The sequence below is a fragment of the Alishewanella maricola genome, assembly GCF_016343785.1.
Classification (GTDB): Bacteria; Pseudomonadota; Gammaproteobacteria; order Enterobacterales; family Alteromonadaceae; genus Alishewanella; species Alishewanella maricola.
In genome coordinates, this window is the sequence record NZ_JAEINI020000004.1 from 188,234 (window position 1) to 204,716 (window position 16,483).

Sequence of the window (16,483 nt, forward strand, 5' to 3'; positions counted from 1 at the left end):
AATTTGTTAACCATACTCCGCACAGTTTAAACAGGCTGGCTTGATATTCAACGAGATGAGAGGAAAAAAGTGATGCAGCAAAGTTTTGTCGCTAATCGTCGCTTTTTCGATGACCGGAATTTCCCACGTGGTTTTACCCGGTCAGGGCGCTTTACTCTGGCAGAGGGTAATCTGTTAGAGAAACATGGTTTGGCAATGCAGCAACTGGATCAAGGTGCTAGAGCGCCAGTCAACGAAGAGGAAGAGCGGTTTCTGCTCGTCTGTCGCGGCGAAGCTGAAGCAACGACACCTTATGAGAAGACCTGGCTAAAGTACAAACAACGCTTAGCAGAAAAGCGTAAGTTCCACACCGTATTTGGTAAAAAACGTATTGCGGATGGAGCAGACGATTTCTCTTACGTTGAAACAGATACTGATTAAAAAAAGCCCTTAGGGGCTTTTTTTATGTCTGCTGTTTGGCTGCTACCAATTATTACCGTTTGCTGTCAGGCTTAAACGGGGCTTTTTTTGTTCATGTAAAAAAGCTGCAAAATCGTCTGCTGACAGTGGCTTACTGTAGTAAAACCCTTGAATAATTTCGCAGCGCAGTTTTCTTAGCTGCTCTAATTGTTCAAGGGTTTCAACGCCTTCAGCCACCACCGATAAACTTAAGTTGTGCGCGATAGTCACAATGGTATCTACCATATTGCGGCCACGGGCGCTGTTCATATCATCGATAAAGGCTTTATCAATTTTCAGCGTATTCAATGGGAATTGCTTTAAATAGGCCAGTGATGAATAGCCGGTGCCAAAATCATCCATGGCGAGGTGAATACCGCGAGCGCGCAGTTTTTTCATCGTATCGATGGCCAGTTTTGGCGATTCCATTACTGTGCCTTCAGTGATCTCTAATTCTAAGTGATAAGATGCCAATTGGGTTTGCTGTAAAATATCGTCGATTTGATCACACAAAAACGGCAGCATAAATTGTTTGGCCGATAAGTTTACCGCTACCCGCCCATGAAACAACCCTTGGTCAATCCAGCGGCGCACATCTGAACAGGCTTTGCGCAAGACTACAGTACCAATATCAACAATTTGTCCGGTTTCTTCTGCAACTGGAATAAAACTCGCTGGGCTGACTAAGCCGCCTTTGGGCGTAATAAAGCGCACCAGCGCTTCCATACCGACCACTTTACCGCTGAGTAAGTCCATTTTCGGTTGATAGAACACCGCAAACAGATCTTCTTTTAAACCATGGCGGATTAAATTTTCGACTTGCAAGCGTTTAACCGCTTGTTTGTTCATGGTGTCATTAAAAAATAGATAGCGATTCGCGCCAGCGCTTTTGGCGTGATACATCGCGGTATCGGCGTTGCGTAACAGCGCTTGCGGATCTTTGCCATCCTCTGGGAACAACACGATACCGATACTGCTGGTGACGACCAGTTCATGTTGCTCGATAGCAAAAGGCGCATTAATTTGCTGTAGCATGGCTTTGGCAAGACTGGTAATGGCATGAATATCATTGGTATTGCTCAGTAAAATGGCAAATTCATCGCCACCTAACCGATATAGCCTTTGCCGGAACAGTTTGTTGTTATGCAGTCGTTCTGACAATTTACATAACAGCGCATCGCCTAGTTCATGACCAAGTGAGTCGTTAATTTTCTTAAAGTTGTCTAAGTCGAACACTAAAAGTGCATGCTGCGTGTTATCTTTGACTAGACTGGCCAGTTTATTCATAAACACCGCCCGATTGGGCAGTCCGGTCAGCGTATCGCTGTTGGCCAATCGATTGAGTTCGGCATCACGTCGTTTACGCTCTGAAATATCAGAGAATACGGCGACATATTGAGTGATAAAGCCTTGTTCGTCTTTAATCACGTCAAAGGTTAATTCGGCTTGATAATAATCACCGTTGGTTTTGAGTTCACGGATCTCATCACTCCAGCGGCCTTTTTGTACCAAGGTTTTTTCAATTTCTTGTAAGAAACGTGGCGGATACAAGCTGAGTTTAAAGCGGGTTTGTAGCACGCTTTCCCGAGTATTGCCGGTAATGTTGCTAAAAGCGGGGTTCACTTCGAGAATATTAAACTTGGTATCGCAAATCACCACGGCATCTGAAATGTTTTCTAGACAGCGTGCAAATAATTGCATTCTGGCTTCAGCTTGTTTTAACTGACTAATATTTTTCAGCGTGCCGGTCATTCGCTGTGCTTTGCCTTCGTTGTTATAGGCAACAATTTTTCCGCGATCTAATACCCAGATGTAATTATCATCTGCCGTGCGTAAGCGATAACTTGATTCAAAAAATGGGCTATTTCCGGCCAGATGCTGCGAGAGTGCGCTACTGACGCGTTCTAGATCTTGTGGATGAATAAAATTTTTGTTCGGAGGAAAGTTTTTTCCTTCAGGCGGCGCAGAGAGGGGGTCAAGCCATGCACTGGAGCGATACAGCTCGCCACTTTCGATATTCCAATCCCATAACTCATCACCGCTACCCCAAATGGATAAACGTAAACGCTCTTCGCTTTTTGCTAAAGCTTGATGGTAAGTGCGCATGCGGCGCTGATTAAATTGGGCAAGTAAAAAACCTGCGACGGCAATAGCCATCACAGTGTAAAGCAGATAAGGTTCAATGATGGTCCAGTCGATTACTGTTGCTGCTAGATAAGGCGAAAAAAAAGCCAATAAAATCAAACTGCCAAGCGTAAATTTTTTATAAGACATTTATTATTGTTTTTGTGAATATTCAGGCTAAGTTAACGAAGATCAGCAAGGCTGTCAAAGCAAATTCAGCCCCGCTAACAATTCAGTTTTCAAGAGAGTTTTTACATGGCTATTGCTGGGTGCCGGATCGGTTGCTAAAAACAGCACATCGTAGTCGGGTGCGAGCAGTTGTTGTAAAAACGCAATAAAGGCTTGCCGGCTTAGCGTTGCTAAGGCCTGTTGAATATCTGCGGTAAGACTAAACTGATAATCTTGCTGGCCAAGGGCAAGCCACAATCGCTTGGCGCGTGCGCCTAAACTGGTATCACGCTCGGCCAATTGCGATAGCATACTCTGTTTTAATGCGGCGAACTCGTCAGACGTTAACTGCTGAATTTGCTCTAAAAACTGTTGAAAAAACGCTACCGTCGCGGCATACAGTTTATCTGCTGTTGAGTCGGGCGATTGTACGTAAAACGCTAAACCTGGCAGGGTATTAATCGGTACATAACCGGTGCCGACTAAATAGCCTAATTGTTGCTCTGTGCGTAATTGATGAAAATAGCGTGGCGACATCACGTGGTTTGCCAACATAAAGCAGGCCATTTGGTCGGCCGTTTTTTGCTGCGCTGCGATATAAATCACAATAGCATGATCGGTTTGACCACTGGCGACACTCTGTAACCAAACCGGGCCAAGATCTTTAATACCGTTTTGCCGCGCAGGCAACGCAGGGCCACTAGAGTGCTGTGCCGCTAACCAGGTTACTAATAGCTGCTGTAAGTCAGCCGCTGCCGCGGTAGGCCAGTTGCCTACCAATAAAGCTTCCAAATGGATCTGTTGTAAAAGCTGCTGCTGAAATTGCTGAAACTGCTCAAAGCTTAATGCCGCCAGGGTGCGTTGTAATAAATCTAACTCAGGGTTTTGCGGCTGCAAAATGGCTGATAACTGACTAAATAACTGCGCGACCGGCTTATTTTTACTACTGTTTTCCCAGTGTCGGCACAGTTGATGTTTGAGTTCATTGAAACGTTGCTCACTAAATTCAGGCTCGGGTAATTGGCTTAAAATATCACTAAGTAAACGAATTTGGTTCGCAGTCAGGCCAGAGGTTTGTAAGCTGACACCTTGACGATGTACGTGAAGATAATAATTTAATCCCGCAGTTGTCGCGGCATACAATTGCTGATTAAAGCGATCCAGTACAAGTTCTACCCACAAGCGAGTGGCAGCTAACTGCGTTAAGGTTTGACAGCTATTAGGCAGGGTTAGCTGCACAAAAATATGGCCTTTTGGGGTGTTAAAATCCGTGTCGGCTTTATACCAAATATGCAGGTCATCACGCTGACATACTGCATGTGGTAAAGGCATATGCGCACTGTCCGGTAATAACGATAATTCGGTTTGTAAATACGGATTCGGTGCTGGCAATTGCATGGCGCGTTTAAGGGGTTGTTGGCTTAATTGCTCAAGCCACTGCTTATCTAAACGGACAATACTGTAGGGGGTATGATACCAGCGCGCTTCACAATTAACTGGCACCTCATCAGCCACCAACATAATGCGCATATTGTCACTACAAAAATACCCCAGCAGTTCTTGATATAGCGCCTCGGGCGGTAATTCCATGCGATAATCGCCGAAAATAATATCCTCAGGCGGGTAATGCTGCATATTGAGCGATAAATCGCCCGCGGTTTGTAAAGCACTACTGGGCTCATAAAACTGAAATGACCATTGCAATAAACGTTGCCGCTCGACAAACAGTGCCTGATTGAACCCGGATTGTTTTAGCAGCTTAATTTGACTAAACAGTGCCGCCACAATATCGCGATAATGCGCGCGGCCACTGGCCGTCAGTTCAAAGGCAACGGTGAAATCTTTGTAATTACTGCCATCAATACCGCCACCGGCACTTAATTGATTAACCAGTTCGCGTTCTTTTAAATAGGCCAGTAAAGAATGTTGCCCTTCATCGCCCAGCAGATGTGCGATAAAACTCACCAGTTTAAAGCGGTACCATGGCTGAATATCAGGCATGGCAAAGCTGACCACCAAACGGCTACTGCTTTTATGGGGTCGGATATTTAATTGAATCCCTTGCTGTTCAGGCAAATACAATGGCACCTGTACCGCAGGTTTTTTCGGAAGATGCGTTGGCAGTGCCGCAAAATGTTGCTCCGCCAGCGCGGCTAATTCAGCAAGTGATTGAGGACCAACTAAACACAAACTCATGCGACTAGTGCTGTATTGCTGCTGATAAAACTCGCTGACGGCTTGTTGCAGGCTGTTGTTTGGTAAATCGGCGAGCGTTTGGGCATTCCCTACTGAAAATTTAGCAAAAGGATGCGCAGGGTTAATGCTTTCTTTGTGTGCTTGATAAATGCGGCGGCTATCATCTTTGAGTTTCATAGAAAACTCAGCTTCGATAGATTGCCGCTCTTTATCAACGTAGCTGGCGCTAAACAAGGGCGCACTAAACATATCACCAAAACGGGCAAGGCCTTGCGCAAAAGCGGCGTGTTCAATATCAAAATAAAAATGACTATGTTCAGTGCCGGTCCAGGCATTATGACTACCGGCATGCTCACTGATAAAATGTTGAAACTCACCGGCGTTCGGATAGTGTGCCGAGCCTAAAAACAGCATATGTTCTAAAAAGTGCGCGAGACCTTCTCGTTCTTGTGGATCGTCAAAATGTCCGACATTAATGGTTAAGGCGGCGGCACTTTTTTCACTGTCAGCTTGGTGAACCAAAAGCACACGTAAACCGTTAGCTAACTGCAAATATCGGTATTGCTTTGGGTCATTTGGACTTTTTATCAGTTCATTATGTTGCAAAGCGGTTCCTTTATTTAGCATGAGGGCTTGTTGACGTTTGCGGGTTATCCGACCAAAGTTTCATAGCGATAAGTAATAACTAAACGCTATGTTATGCACAAATGATAGTTACGCTGACAACAGACTTTCTTTATCATAGCGCACTATTTTCACCTGACGCATGCTAATTTGCTCAATAGTCGAATCAATGGGACAAAACAGCATTATGGTAACAATTTCATGGTAAATCTCGTGATCATGCGACATGGCGAAGCACAGCCCTATGCGGCGGATGATAGCTTACGACAATTAACACCAGACGGTCAGAACGATGTGCGGCAAATGGCGTTGTGGTTAAAAACGGTCTATGCCAATCTCGATTATGTGTGGAGTAGCCCATACTTGCGTGCTCAGCAAACAGCCGAATTAATGTTAGAGCAGCAGCCCGCAGAATGCCAATTTAAACTCATACCCGAGTTAGTGCCTGATGCGCCAGCGGAAGCAGTGAAAGCGCAAATTGATGCATTATTGTTAGCCCAGCCCAACGCCAAGCTGCTGTTGGTATCACATATGCCGTTGGTGAGTTTTTTAGTCGAAAGCTTTACTGAGCCCGGCCAAGCCCCGATTTTTAGTACCGCCTCGTTAACTTGTATCAGTTACCAGCCAGGACAAGGGGGAGTGGTGCAAGAGCGAAATAGACCACTGGCGTTGTCGGTATTACCCGAAATCTAAAAGGCGAATGGCTTTAGCGGCCAGGCAAATCCCGAAACTGTTGCTCGGTGCTTTGGTTGATTTTCAAAAGTAGTAATAAAGCGCCTTGTTTGCCCCAAGCTTTGGGCGCAGTATGAAAGGCGCGCACATTGGGATGCTGCACTAACCAATTCGGCACTTTTCGCGCTAAAATCCCTAAGCCTTTGCCATGTACCACGCAGGCACAGTTAAATTGCTGCTGCTGGCAATAAGCTAATAACCCGGCTAATTCTGTTTTCGCTTGTTGGCCGGTCATGCCATGTAAATCCAAAACGACTTGGGGCTCGATTTCTGCGCGGCGCAGGCGCCCAGCTAAATGCGGATCATCACCGCTTTGCACATAAGACAAGCTGCCTTGGGTGTCGCTAAAAACTTCGTATTCATCAGAGAAAAAGAACAGCTTTTCAGCAGTTGCGCTATTCGAGGCCGCGCTGGGGCGTTTTTGCTTGCTGCGTTTGGCAACTGGCGCTATCTTGTCTTGCTCAAGCGGGCGGGTGCCAGCAACAAACTCCCGGAACAGTTCCAGCTCCTCTGGATCAAGGGTTTTGCTAGCTGAGTTTTTTTTCTGCATGCGCGCGGGTCTAATCAATATTTTGTTAAAATCTGGAGTGCAGCATACCATGACTGAGCAACCGCTATCACCTTTTCATCCTGAACAGTTGCAGGGTACCTTATCAGAACTGTGCACGGTACATGATTGGTTACGTTGGGCAGTAAGTCGTTTTCATCAGGCTGGAGTGTATTTTGGTCATGGTACCGACAATGCTTGGGATGAAGCGGCAGTGCTGTTAGCACATGTGCTATTTTTACCGCCACTGACCGATGACAAACTGTTGCCCGTACGTTTAACCCTGCATGAGCGCCAAGCGTTTATCGATTTACTGCAGCAACGCATTGAACAGCGTATTCCCGCCGCTTACCTGACTCAGCAAGCCTACTTTTGCGAGCTGCCGTTTTATGTGGATGAGCGGGTGTTGATCCCACGCTCGCCGATTGCCGAATTAATTAAAAACAAATTTGCTAACTTACTTGAACCGGGTTTTACTCCTACGGCTATTTTAGATTTATGTACCGGCTCTGCCTGTATTGCTATTGCTTGTGCTTATGCGTTCCCTGATGGACAAGTGGATGCCGTGGATATTAGTCCTGATGCGTTAAATGTGGCGCAAATTAATATATCGGAGCATCAATTAGAAGATCGGGTATTTCCCGTGTTATCTGATGGCTTTGCCGCCTTACAAGGCCAGCATTACGATTTGATAGTGACCAACCCGCCTTATGTTGACGCCGAAGATATGGATGACTTACCCGAAGAGTATCGGCATGAGCCCGAATTAGGCTTAGCCTCGGGTGTAGACGGGCTGGCATTAACGCGGCAAATCCTTCGAGATGCGGCAGCCCATCTTACCGAACAGGGCATTTTAGTTTGTGAAGTTGGCAATAGTATGGTTGAATTGCAGTATAGATATCCAGACGTCCCATTTAATTGGCTGGAATTTAACAGCGGTGGTCTGGGCGTTTTCGCGTTGACAAAGCAGCAGCTTATCAACAGTCAGCATTTGTTTGAGGAAGCATAAATGGCAGGTAACAGTATTGGGCAGTTATTTAAAGTCACCACCTTTGGCGAAAGTCATGGTCCGGCTATTGGCGGAGTGGTTGATGGCTGTCCACCTGGTATGGCATTGACCGCTGAAGATCTGCAGTTAGATCTGGATCGGCGCAAGCCAGGCACGTCGCGTTACACCACCGCGCGCCGTGAAGAAGATACGGTGAAGCTATTATCAGGAGTGTTTAACGATACTACTACCGGTTGCTCTATCGGTTTATTGATTGAAAACACCGATCAGCGTTCACAAGATTACTCGAACATTGCCGCTTTATTTCGTCCTGGGCATGCCGATTACACCTACTGGCACAAATTTGGGATCCGCGATTATCGTGGCGGTGGCCGCTCATCTGCACGTGAAACGGCCATTCGAGTGGCTGCCGGTGCTATCGCTAAAAAGTATCTAAAAGAGCATTGTGGTATTGAAATTCGCGGTTATTTAGCCCAGCTTGGCCCGGTAAAAGCGGAACAATTACAATGGCATGAAGTTGAAAACAACCCATTTTTCTTCCCCGATCCCGATAAGCTCAGTGCTTTAGATGAGTACATGCGGCAACTGAAAAAGGACGGTGATTCGGTCGGTGCTCGCGTTAATGTGGTGGCGAGCGGCATGCCCGTTGGCTTAGGTGAGCCGGTGTTTGATCGCTTAGATGCCGATGTTGCGCATGCCATGATGAGCATTAATGCCGTAAAAGCGGTGGAAATTGGCGATGGCTTTGCGGTGGTCGAGCAGCGCGGTTCAACGGGTCGTGATGAATTAACGCCAACGGGTTTTAGTGCTAATCACGCTGGTGGCACCTTAGGCGGTATTTCCAGCGGCCAAGATTTATTAGTCAGTATTGCGCTAAAGCCCACTTCGAGTATCAGTGTGCCGGGTAAAAGCATTAATACCGACGGTGAAGTCGTCGATATCGTGACCAAAGGGCGGCATGATCCCTGTGTTGGTATTCGAGCTGTACCCGTAGCCGAAGCGATGCTGGCGATTGTGCTGTTAGATCACCTGTTAAGACAGCGCGCGCAAAATGCCATGGTGCAGGTAACCACGCCGGATATTGCTGCTATTGCTCGTCAACAAGCTCCCAGCGAATAAGCGATTATTGTGTTCAGATTAACTGCCAAGCCAGCGTTATCGCTGGCTTATTTTGCTTACTTTGGTGTACTGGGCATCTTTGTGCCGTATTTTGGCTTGTTTTTAGATGGCCGCGGTTATCAATCGGCACAAATTGGTTTGTTACTGGCATTGGTTACCGCCACTCGTATTGTAGGCCCAGCGCTTTGGGGCACCTTAGCTGATCGTACGGCTAATCCTTTAGGGATCATGCGCTTTGGCGCCGGTATTGCCATTGTCGCTTGGCTTAGTAGCTTAGTCGATTTTGGCTTTTGGCCATTATTACTGGGTTTTGCGGTATTCAGCTTTTTCTGGACGGCGATTTTACCGCAGCTGGAAGTCTGTACTTTTCATAGTTTAAATGATGATACCGGCAGCTACAGTAAAATTCGTACCTTTGGCAGTATCGGTTATATCGTATTAGTCATGCTGGGCGGCTGGCTTTATCAGCGCTTTGGCAGTGAGTTTATGCCGGGCACCGCATTGTTGTTTCTGTTTTTGTTGTTACTCAGTTTGGTTAATTTACCGCCGATGCCACCGCCACCAAGTAAAGATCAGCCCAAATTATCTTTTGCTGAGTTGTTTTCTAGTAAGGTGCTGTGGCAGTTTATGGCTGCGGCATTCTTATTACAGATGAGCTTTGCGCCGTTTTATGGCTTTTTTACGCTCTATAGCCGGGATCTGGGTTACAGCGGAACCCTTACCGGTTTGTTTATTGGTTTAGCCGTGCTGGCTGAAATCATCGCCTTTTATTATGCCGGACGAATTTTGCAGCGTTTTTCTTTTCGTCGGTTGTTGGCCTGCTGTTATGGTTTGACGGTGATCCGCTGGCTTATGTTAGCTTTTGTTGCCGATTCGCCGTGGCTGTTAGCGCTGAGTATGTTGTTTCATGCAGGGAGTTTTGCCATTGCCCATAGTTGCGCTATGCAGTTTATTCAGCAGTTTTTCCCCAAGGCACAGCGAGGGCGAGGCCAAGCTTTTTATGCCGGTATTATATACGGTGGCGGTGGTGCGCTAGGTGCTTATATCAGCGGTATTAGTTGGCAAAACGGCTTAGGCGCTGAACAAACCTATGTGCTGGCAGCGATAGCGGCATGTTTTGCCGCCATCTTAGCTTGGTGCTTACCTAAACAGATGCCTAAAGCGGCTTTGGTTTAACGCCTTAACGGGTGAGCCAGCGTAATAAAGCTTGAAATAGCGGCCGATCAAACGGTGGATAAATAAATTGGCTGCTACTAAAGCGGCCTTTTTCATGGATGGCTTTAAGGTGCGACAACCGTAAAAAGCCTTCTGGACCATGATAATAGCCGAGGCCTGATGGCCCGACACCGCCAAAGGGTAAATCATCTTGAGCGACTTGCAGCAAGGTATCATTAATGGCTACGCCACCCGCATGCACTTGCTCGAGCACTTGGCTAATTAACGCTGAGTTTTCGCTCATCAAGTATAAGGCTAAGGGCTTAGGCCGTTCTCGAATAAAGGCAATGGCCTCGTTAATATCATCATAAGGCAGCAGCGGTAAAACCGGCCCGAAAATCTCATCTTGCCATAACTGACACGCTAACGGGGCATCCACTACCAAAGTCAGCGGCAATAATCGCTGCTCTGCGTTGCCGGCTTCGCTACAGGATATTAAGGTTGCGCCGGCTTCTTTCGCTTCTTGCAAAAGATGGCTGAGCCGCTGATATTGTCGCTGATTGACGATCGCACTGTATGAGCTGCCATTTGGGAAATCGGGGTAAAAACGTTTAAACCCCTTCTTGAGCAGACTGATTAACTCGGGCAGCTGGGCACGAGGCACTAATACATAATCTGGTGCGACACAGGTTTGACCGGCATTAGCCGTTTTACCAAATAGCAAGCGGTCGCTGATGCGTGCTAAGTTGGCGTCAGGAGCAATCAGTACTGGGCTTTTCCCGCCAAGCTCTAAGGTTACCGGCGTTAAGTTGGCGGCAGCGGCTTGCATCACTTTACGCCCAACCTGGGTTGAGCCGGTAAATAGCAAATGATCAAAGGGTAGGGCAGAAAAGTCGGCGGCGACCTTCGCATCGCCTTCGATAATACTGACGCTATCCGCACAGGCTTGCTGGCATAATTGGCGCAGTACCTGATTGGTTGCTGGGGTAAATTCAGATAATTTAACCAAGGCATGATTGCCTGCTGCCAGTGCCGTCATTAAAGGGCTCAATGCCAGAAATATCGGATAATTCCACGGCACAATAATACCTACTACGCCCAGCGGCTGTGGCATCACCCGGTTAGTGGCTGGCGCAAAAGTGTAATGAACATGCCGTTTTTTCGGGCGCATCCACGCTTTTAAATGGCGCAATTGATATTTTAAGCCTTGGCGGCAAGGCGCGATTTCCAGTAATCGGGTTTCATCGTGACTGCGCTGGCCAAAATCGCTGGCAACGGCTTCGCATAGCGCATGCTCAAATTGCTGCAAAGCACGCATTAAGGCAGTTAAACGCTGACGGCGTAGGGCGAGGCTTGGGTAAGTATCTGCATGAAAAGCCTGCTGGTGTTGCGCAAACTGCTGTTCGAGCGAGGTCATAAAAACTCCTGATAAGAAACGATATTCAAGGATAAGTAGCAAAATTGGCAAAAAACAGTTGGTGTAGCGCATAAAACCAAACTGCTGGGCGCAAATGCCGACTTACTGTAGAGCACTGACGGTCTTGCCGCAAGCCTGCTGAAATAGCCTTAGAATGCTATCCGGCCGTTACCGGGTTGCGATGCGCCGGTCTGGCGGCTGATCGCTGGGAAATAGCCAGATTAGCAGGTACAATGCGCGGCAATTGCAATACGCCTGCTTTTAAGAGGCAGCGAGCTATAGGTAGCAGTAGTTATGGCGAAACGATTTCGATTAGGCTTAATTATTAACCCATTAGCCGGCTTGGGCGGTAGCGTGGGGTTAAAAGGCAGCGATCAACTGGCCGAGCAAGCCTTGGCGCTTGGCGCTACGCCGATGGCGGGTGCGCGGGCTCGTGTGTGTTTAGAGCAGTTATTACCCCTGCAGCAGCAAGTTGAAATTCTCACGGTTGCCGCCGACATGGGCGAGGCTTTGGCAGCCGAGTTAGGTTTTCAGTATCAGGTGTGTTACACCCCAACACAACATCCTACACAAGCGCTGGATACGGAACACGCTGCAGAGCTAATTGCAGCGGCGGGCGTTGATTTACTGTTATTCGCAGGTGGCGATGGCACCGCGCGCAATGTTTGCAGTGTGGTCGCGGATCGCACCACGGTGCTAGGCATTCCTGCTGGTTGTAAAATTCACTCTGGCGTGTATGCCATATCACCGCTGGCCGCAGGGAAGTTACTGAGCAAGTTAGTCGCGGGTGAATTAGTTAGCCAGCAAGAAGCGGCGGTGATGGATATTGATGAAGTGGCTTTTCGCCAAGGCGTGGTAAAAGCACGGCGTTATGGCGAAATGCGTATTCCGGCTGAATTACGTTATGTCCAAAGCGTGAAAATGGCGGGCAAAGAATCCGCTGAGCTGGTGTTGGATGATTTAGCAGCTTATGTGGCCAGCCAATTAGAAGATAACGTGCGTTATGTGATGGGCTCTGGTTCAACCGTGGCCGCGGTGATGGCGGAGCTAGGCTTAGAGAACACGCTGCTAGGGGTAGATGTAGTTGAAAATGGCCAACTATTAGCGCAGGACGTGACCGCCAGTGAACTGCTTGATTGGGTAAAAGATTATCCCAGTAAGTTAGTTATCACTTTGATAGGCGGACAAGGCCATGTGTTTGGTCGAGGTAATCAGCAGCTATCCCCAGCGGTGATCCGTGCCGTGGGCCGTGACAACATTCTCTTACTAGCCACCAAAACGAAGTTACAACAATTAGATGGGCGGCCGTTGTTAGCCGATACCGGCGATGTCGCATTGGATCGTGAGCTGCAAGGCTTGATCAGTGTATTAACCGGTTACAACGATTATGTTATTTACCGTCTAGGATATGAGGATGAGCATTAAGATGCAGCAACAAGAACATACCGAGCAGTTTATTGAGCAGGCCGCAGCCTATTTTGATCAGTTAGTGCCCATTGCGACCGATGATGAGTTATTTGCTGCTGGTTACTTACGCGGCCATGTTGATTTAGTGGTGGGAACCTTGCAGGTTACTGAGCAACCTTTTCACGTCAGCGATATTGTGGCGCAAGTGGAGCAGAGTTTGGCGCAAGCCATTGCAGGCGGTGAACTGACTGAGCAAGATCAGCAGCAAGTTCGCGCGGTTTGGCAACAGTTACAATCGTCTTGCGAGACAAGTTCTTCTAATTAGCGTAAGATAAGCGCAATTTTAACTCTGATGGTGCTTAGCACCATCCGTCAAGGATAAGTGGAACGCATGTCAAAATTTACCACCTTAGAGCAACACGCAAGTTACGGTATTGGTTTACAGATGGGTCAGCAGCTTGCTGATCGTCCATTTGATGGCTTAGATATTACTGCCGTGGCCGCAGGTTTAGCCGCAGCATACAATGAAGAAGCGCCAGAAGTGACCGAAGATCAAATTCGTGCTGCTTTTACGGTTATCAGTGAGCGTATGCAAACGGTTGAACAAGAAAAAGCAGCGGCTTTAGCCGAAGCGGGCGAAGTATTTTTAACCGAAAACGCTAAGCGTGCAGAAGTCACTACCACCGCTTCAGGTTTACAATATGAAGTGTTAGTTGCCGCCGAAGGTGAAAAACCGACTGCTGCTTCTACCGTGCGTACGCACTATCATGGTACTTTAATTGACGGCACGGTTTTTGACAGCTCTTATCAGCGTGGCGAGCCTGCTGAGTTCCCTGTATCCGGCGTGATTGCTGGCTGGACTGAAGCGTTACAAATGATGGCGGTAGGTTCAAAGTTACGTTTATATGTGCCACATAACCTCGCTTACGGCGAACGTGGTGCCGGTAATGCTATCGCTCCATTTAGCACGCTAATTTTTGATGTTGAGCTGTTAGCTATCGTTTAAGCACGCGCTGTGTTGATGGTTAAAAAGCGCCGACTTTGTTCGGCGCTTTTTTTATGCTGAGTCATAACGCGTTAAGCGTTAATCTTACGTTTTTCATGCCTTTATTTCAGCAGTATGGCAAAACTAGGTTTATACTGAGTGTTGAATTTAGTCGTTAACATGGAGTAACTGATGGCCAACCTTACCATCCAAACCCGAATTTTATTGTTAGCTCTGATCCCCAGTACCTTGCTTGCGGTGTTGTTAGTAAGCTTTAGTTTGTTGCAGGCTAAATCCTTGGGGCAACAAGGGGTTGATAGTTTTGAAGAGATGTTTCAACAAAGTCAGCAAGCCTTAATTAAAAACTATATGCAATTAGCGAAAAGCTCAATTGCTCACTTATACAACGCGCCTGATGCGGCCACTAACCCAGCTGTAAAAGCAGAAGCTATCGAAATTTTAAGGCAATTGCGTTTTGATGATAGCGGCAGTATGGGCTATTTCTTTATTTATGATCAGCAAGGCGTCAATGTGATGCATGCGGCTAATGAAGCCTTACAAGGCCGTAACCTGATGGATCTCAAGGACCCAAATGGTGTAGAGGTGATCCGCGGCTTATGGAGTGCGGCACGAAGTGGTGACGGTTATTTATACTATCATTGGAATAATACCCAGACTAACCTAACTGAGCCCAAATTGGGATACGCTGAGGAGTTAAGTAAATGGGGTTTGATGCTTGGAACGGGTTTTTGGATTGACAGTTTAGATAAGCAAGTGGCGTTAATGCAGCAAAAAGTGGATCAGTCACTTAGTACCAGCTTTTGGAGCTCTCTGGGTACCGCCATCGCCTCGTTAATCGTGATTATGTTGTTGGCGCTGGTAGTTGTGCGCAGCATTATAACGCCATTAAAATCAGTTGTTTCGGCAATGACCGCAATAGCTCAAGGTGGCGGTGATTTACGCCATCGTTTAACCGTGAGTGGTAATGATGAATTAGCACAGTTGTCCGAAGCCTTTAACCGCTTTGCTAGTCAGGTACGAGATTTGGTTGCAAGGGTTGCCGGTTCAACCTCAACCTTAAACAGCAGTGCTGGTGAATTAAACGCCATTATGCGCCAAGCCACTCAGGGCGTGAGTCGTCAGCAATCCGAAAGCGATCAAGTGGCTACCGCGATGAATGAAATGGCGGCATCTTCACAAGAGGTGGCCGACAGTGCGATGCAAGCATCATCTGCCGCAGCGAATGCAGAAGATTTGGTCAGTAACTCTAAACACACACTGGAGAAAACCGTACAAGTAATTGATGGGTTAGCCTTGCAAGTCAATGATGGCGTATCGGTGATTGCAGATTTAAGTAAAGAGTCTGATCGGATTGGCGGAGTGTTAGATGTGATCCGCAGTATTGCTGAGCAAACGAATTTGTTAGCGTTAAATGCCGCGATTGAAGCGGCCCGTGCCGGTGAAGCAGGACGGGGTTTTGCCGTAGTCGCAGATGAAGTGCGCACGCTGGCCAGCCGTACGCAAAAAAGTACTCAAGAAATTCAGCAAATGATTTCACGCCTACACTCGGGTATCAAAGGCGCGATTGAACTGATTAGTCAGTTAAAGCAAAGCAGTCAGAGCAGCGTGGAAGAGATCCGCCAAGTAGAATTGGCATTAAATCAAATTAGTACCGCGGTTAATACCATTAATAATATGAACGCACAAATTGCCACTGCAGCAGAAGAACAAACCCATGTTTCTGGCGCCATAAACGAAAATGTGCATCAAATTGTTATCGTTATCGAAGAAACGGCTGACGGTACAAAACGTGCCACACACACCAGCGAACAACTGACGGAACTTGCGACAGAGCTAGACCGATTAGTTAGTAATTATCGAGTGTAAACAGATTTAGTGGGTTAATCACGGTAAGGGTTTTTGTTGAGCCGGCTAAATTGGCTGGCCAACACCACTACTGAAACCACACTGTAACTTAACATGATGATCTTGCTCCATTGCGCCATGCTCAGCGAAGCAAATTGCCAACTTACCCCGCCACAAGTACCGGTGACTTCAAAAACGGCAGGAAACCAACGGTCTAAAGCTAACCAACTGGGAAAATCGGCAAACAGGGCGCAAGTGGTAAAACCGCCGCTGGCTAATGTTTGCTCTATCGCTACCAATTCTTGCGCTTGCCAGAAACCATAAAGCGCAGCGCAAAGCCAAGCTAAGTTAGCCACGAAACGGCCTAAGGGATGTCTAGGCGCAAAAGCACCTATTAAACCGGCTACCAGAATACCGAGAAAGGCTGCGCGAATATAAATACACTTAATACAAGGTTGAAAATTAAGCACATACTGAAAATATAAGCCGGAAGCTTCAAATAATAACGCAGTGAAAGCCAGTAAAAGCCAAGGCCAACGTTTGAGAGAAAGGGATTTAAGCGCTTGAAACATGCTGCTGCCTGCAAAATTAAGCAAATATAGTTTAACAATTTAAGGTATTTCAACAGAATACACAATGAAGTCTGTCTTACTGCAGCGAATTTTGCCGTGTGTCTTGTTAACTGCCATCGCTCTG

14 protein-coding genes are annotated in these 16,483 nt (G+C 47.1%); 9 read left to right on the forward strand and 5 right to left on the reverse strand.

What is annotated here, in order from left to right:
• Positions 1–72: 72 nt before the first annotated feature.
• Complete coding sequence (locus JAO78_RS08015) at positions 73–420, forward strand: MaoP family protein (protein WP_226750853.1); 348 nt, start codon at positions 73–75, stop codon at positions 418–420.
• Positions 421–462: 42 nt separating this feature from the next.
• Here JAO78_RS08015 and JAO78_RS08020 read toward each other — a convergent pair whose 3' ends face one another.
• Positions 463–2,712: a putative bifunctional diguanylate cyclase/phosphodiesterase gene (locus tag JAO78_RS08020; RefSeq protein WP_226750854.1), complete on the reverse strand. Its 2,250-nt coding sequence runs from the start codon at positions 2,710–2,712 to the stop codon at positions 463–465.
• Between the two features lie 54 nt (positions 2,713–2,766).
• Complete coding sequence (locus JAO78_RS08025; RefSeq protein WP_226750855.1) at positions 2,767–5,532, reverse strand: insulinase family protein; 2,766 nt, start codon at positions 5,530–5,532, stop codon at positions 2,767–2,769.
• 219 nt (positions 5,533–5,751) lie between these two features.
• On the opposite strand from JAO78_RS08025, the gene sixA reads away from it, so the two are divergent.
• Positions 5,752–6,243, forward strand: a complete 492-nt coding sequence (gene sixA, locus JAO78_RS08030) for a phosphohistidine phosphatase SixA (RefSeq protein WP_226750856.1) — start codon at positions 5,752–5,754, stop codon at positions 6,241–6,243.
• 13 nt (positions 6,244–6,256) lie between these two features.
• Here the strand turns inward: sixA and smrB are convergent, their stop codons facing one another.
• Positions 6,257–6,832 carry an endonuclease SmrB gene (smrB, locus tag JAO78_RS08035; protein WP_226750857.1) on the reverse strand — a complete coding sequence of 192 codons (576 nt, stop codon included), beginning with the start codon at positions 6,830–6,832 and terminating at the stop codon, positions 6,257–6,259.
• Positions 6,833–6,881: 49 nt separating this feature from the next.
• On the opposite strand from smrB, the gene prmB reads away from it, so the two are divergent.
• The 3 genes from prmB to JAO78_RS08050 are packed head-to-tail and all read left to right on the forward strand — an operon-like array spanning position 6,882 to position 10,133.
• On the forward strand, positions 6,882–7,838 hold the full coding sequence (gene prmB, locus JAO78_RS08040) for a 50S ribosomal protein L3 N(5)-glutamine methyltransferase (protein ID WP_226750858.1): 957 nt from the start codon (positions 6,882–6,884) through the stop codon (positions 7,836–7,838).
• Positions 7,839–8,957 (forward strand): chorismate synthase, encoded by a 1,119-nt coding sequence (aroC, locus tag JAO78_RS08045; RefSeq protein WP_226750859.1) that lies wholly within the window; start codon positions 7,839–7,841, stop codon positions 8,955–8,957.
• Positions 8,958–8,966: 9 nt separating this feature from the next.
• Complete coding sequence (locus JAO78_RS08050) at positions 8,967–10,133, forward strand: MFS transporter (RefSeq protein WP_226750860.1); 1,167 nt, start codon at positions 8,967–8,969, stop codon at positions 10,131–10,133.
• A gap of 4 nt (positions 10,134–10,137) precedes the next feature.
• Here JAO78_RS08050 and JAO78_RS08055 read toward each other — a convergent pair whose 3' ends face one another.
• Positions 10,138–11,529, reverse strand: coding sequence for a coniferyl aldehyde dehydrogenase (locus tag JAO78_RS08055; RefSeq protein ID WP_226750861.1), 1,392 nt, complete (start codon positions 11,527–11,529; stop codon positions 10,138–10,140).
• Between the two features lie 294 nt (positions 11,530–11,823).
• On the opposite strand from JAO78_RS08055, the gene JAO78_RS08060 reads away from it, so the two are divergent.
• From JAO78_RS08060 to JAO78_RS08075, 4 genes are all read left to right on the forward strand, one after another.
• Positions 11,824–12,954 (forward strand): ATP-NAD kinase family protein, encoded by a 1,131-nt coding sequence (locus tag JAO78_RS08060; protein WP_226750862.1) that lies wholly within the window; start codon positions 11,824–11,826, stop codon positions 12,952–12,954.
• The gene (locus tag JAO78_RS08065) at positions 12,944–13,261 is read left to right on the forward strand and encodes a YfcL family protein (RefSeq protein WP_226750863.1); all 318 of its coding nucleotides are present in this window, start codon (positions 12,944–12,946) and stop codon (positions 13,259–13,261) included. Before JAO78_RS08060 ends, JAO78_RS08065 begins: the two co-directional genes overlap by 11 nt.
• Positions 13,262–13,327: 66 nt before the next feature.
• A complete protein-coding gene (bamJ, locus tag JAO78_RS08070) occupies positions 13,328–13,942 on the forward strand; it encodes a BamJ family beta-barrel-assembly machinery protein (protein WP_226750864.1) in 615 nt (204 codons plus the stop codon).
• 171 nt (positions 13,943–14,113) lie between these two features.
• Entirely contained in the window at positions 14,114–15,808 is a 1,695-nt protein-coding gene (locus tag JAO78_RS08075) for a methyl-accepting chemotaxis protein (RefSeq protein WP_226750865.1), read from the forward strand.
• A 14-nt stretch (positions 15,809–15,822) separates the two neighbouring features.
• Here JAO78_RS08075 and dsbB read toward each other — a convergent pair whose 3' ends face one another.
• Entirely contained in the window at positions 15,823–16,359 is a 537-nt protein-coding gene (dsbB, locus tag JAO78_RS08080; protein WP_226750866.1) for a disulfide bond formation protein DsbB, read from the reverse strand.
• Positions 16,360–16,483 lie beyond the last annotated feature (124 nt).

What these genes read in the sequence shown, in the direction of transcription:
- bamJ (WP_226750864.1), top strand. Translation starts at nt 13,328, where the DNA reads ATGTCAAAATTTACCACCTTAGAGCAACACGCAAGTTACGGTATTGGT.
- dsbB (WP_226750866.1), bottom strand. Translation starts at nt 16,359, where the DNA reads ATGTTTCAAGCGCTTAAATCCCTTTCTCTCAAACGTTGGCCTTGGCTT.
- JAO78_RS08055 (WP_226750861.1), bottom strand. Translation starts at nt 11,529, where the DNA reads ATGACCTCGCTCGAACAGCAGTTTGCGCAACACCAGCAGGCTTTTCAT.
- sixA (WP_226750856.1), top strand. Translation starts at nt 5,752, where the DNA reads ATGGTAAATCTCGTGATCATGCGACATGGCGAAGCACAGCCCTATGCG.
- JAO78_RS08020 (WP_226750854.1), bottom strand. Translation starts at nt 2,712, where the DNA reads ATGTCTTATAAAAAATTTACGCTTGGCAGTTTGATTTTATTGGCTTTT.
- JAO78_RS08060 (WP_226750862.1), top strand. Translation starts at nt 11,824, where the DNA reads ATGGCGAAACGATTTCGATTAGGCTTAATTATTAACCCATTAGCCGGC.
- aroC (WP_226750859.1), top strand. Translation starts at nt 7,839, where the DNA reads ATGGCAGGTAACAGTATTGGGCAGTTATTTAAAGTCACCACCTTTGGC.
- prmB (WP_226750858.1), top strand. Translation starts at nt 6,882, where the DNA reads ATGACTGAGCAACCGCTATCACCTTTTCATCCTGAACAGTTGCAGGGT.
- JAO78_RS08015 (WP_226750853.1), top strand. Translation starts at nt 73, where the DNA reads ATGCAGCAAAGTTTTGTCGCTAATCGTCGCTTTTTCGATGACCGGAAT.
- JAO78_RS08065 (WP_226750863.1), top strand. Translation starts at nt 12,944, where the DNA reads ATGAGCATTAAGATGCAGCAACAAGAACATACCGAGCAGTTTATTGAG.
- smrB (WP_226750857.1), bottom strand. Translation starts at nt 6,832, where the DNA reads ATGCAGAAAAAAAACTCAGCTAGCAAAACCCTTGATCCAGAGGAGCTG.
- JAO78_RS08075 (WP_226750865.1), top strand. Translation starts at nt 14,114, where the DNA reads ATGGCCAACCTTACCATCCAAACCCGAATTTTATTGTTAGCTCTGATC.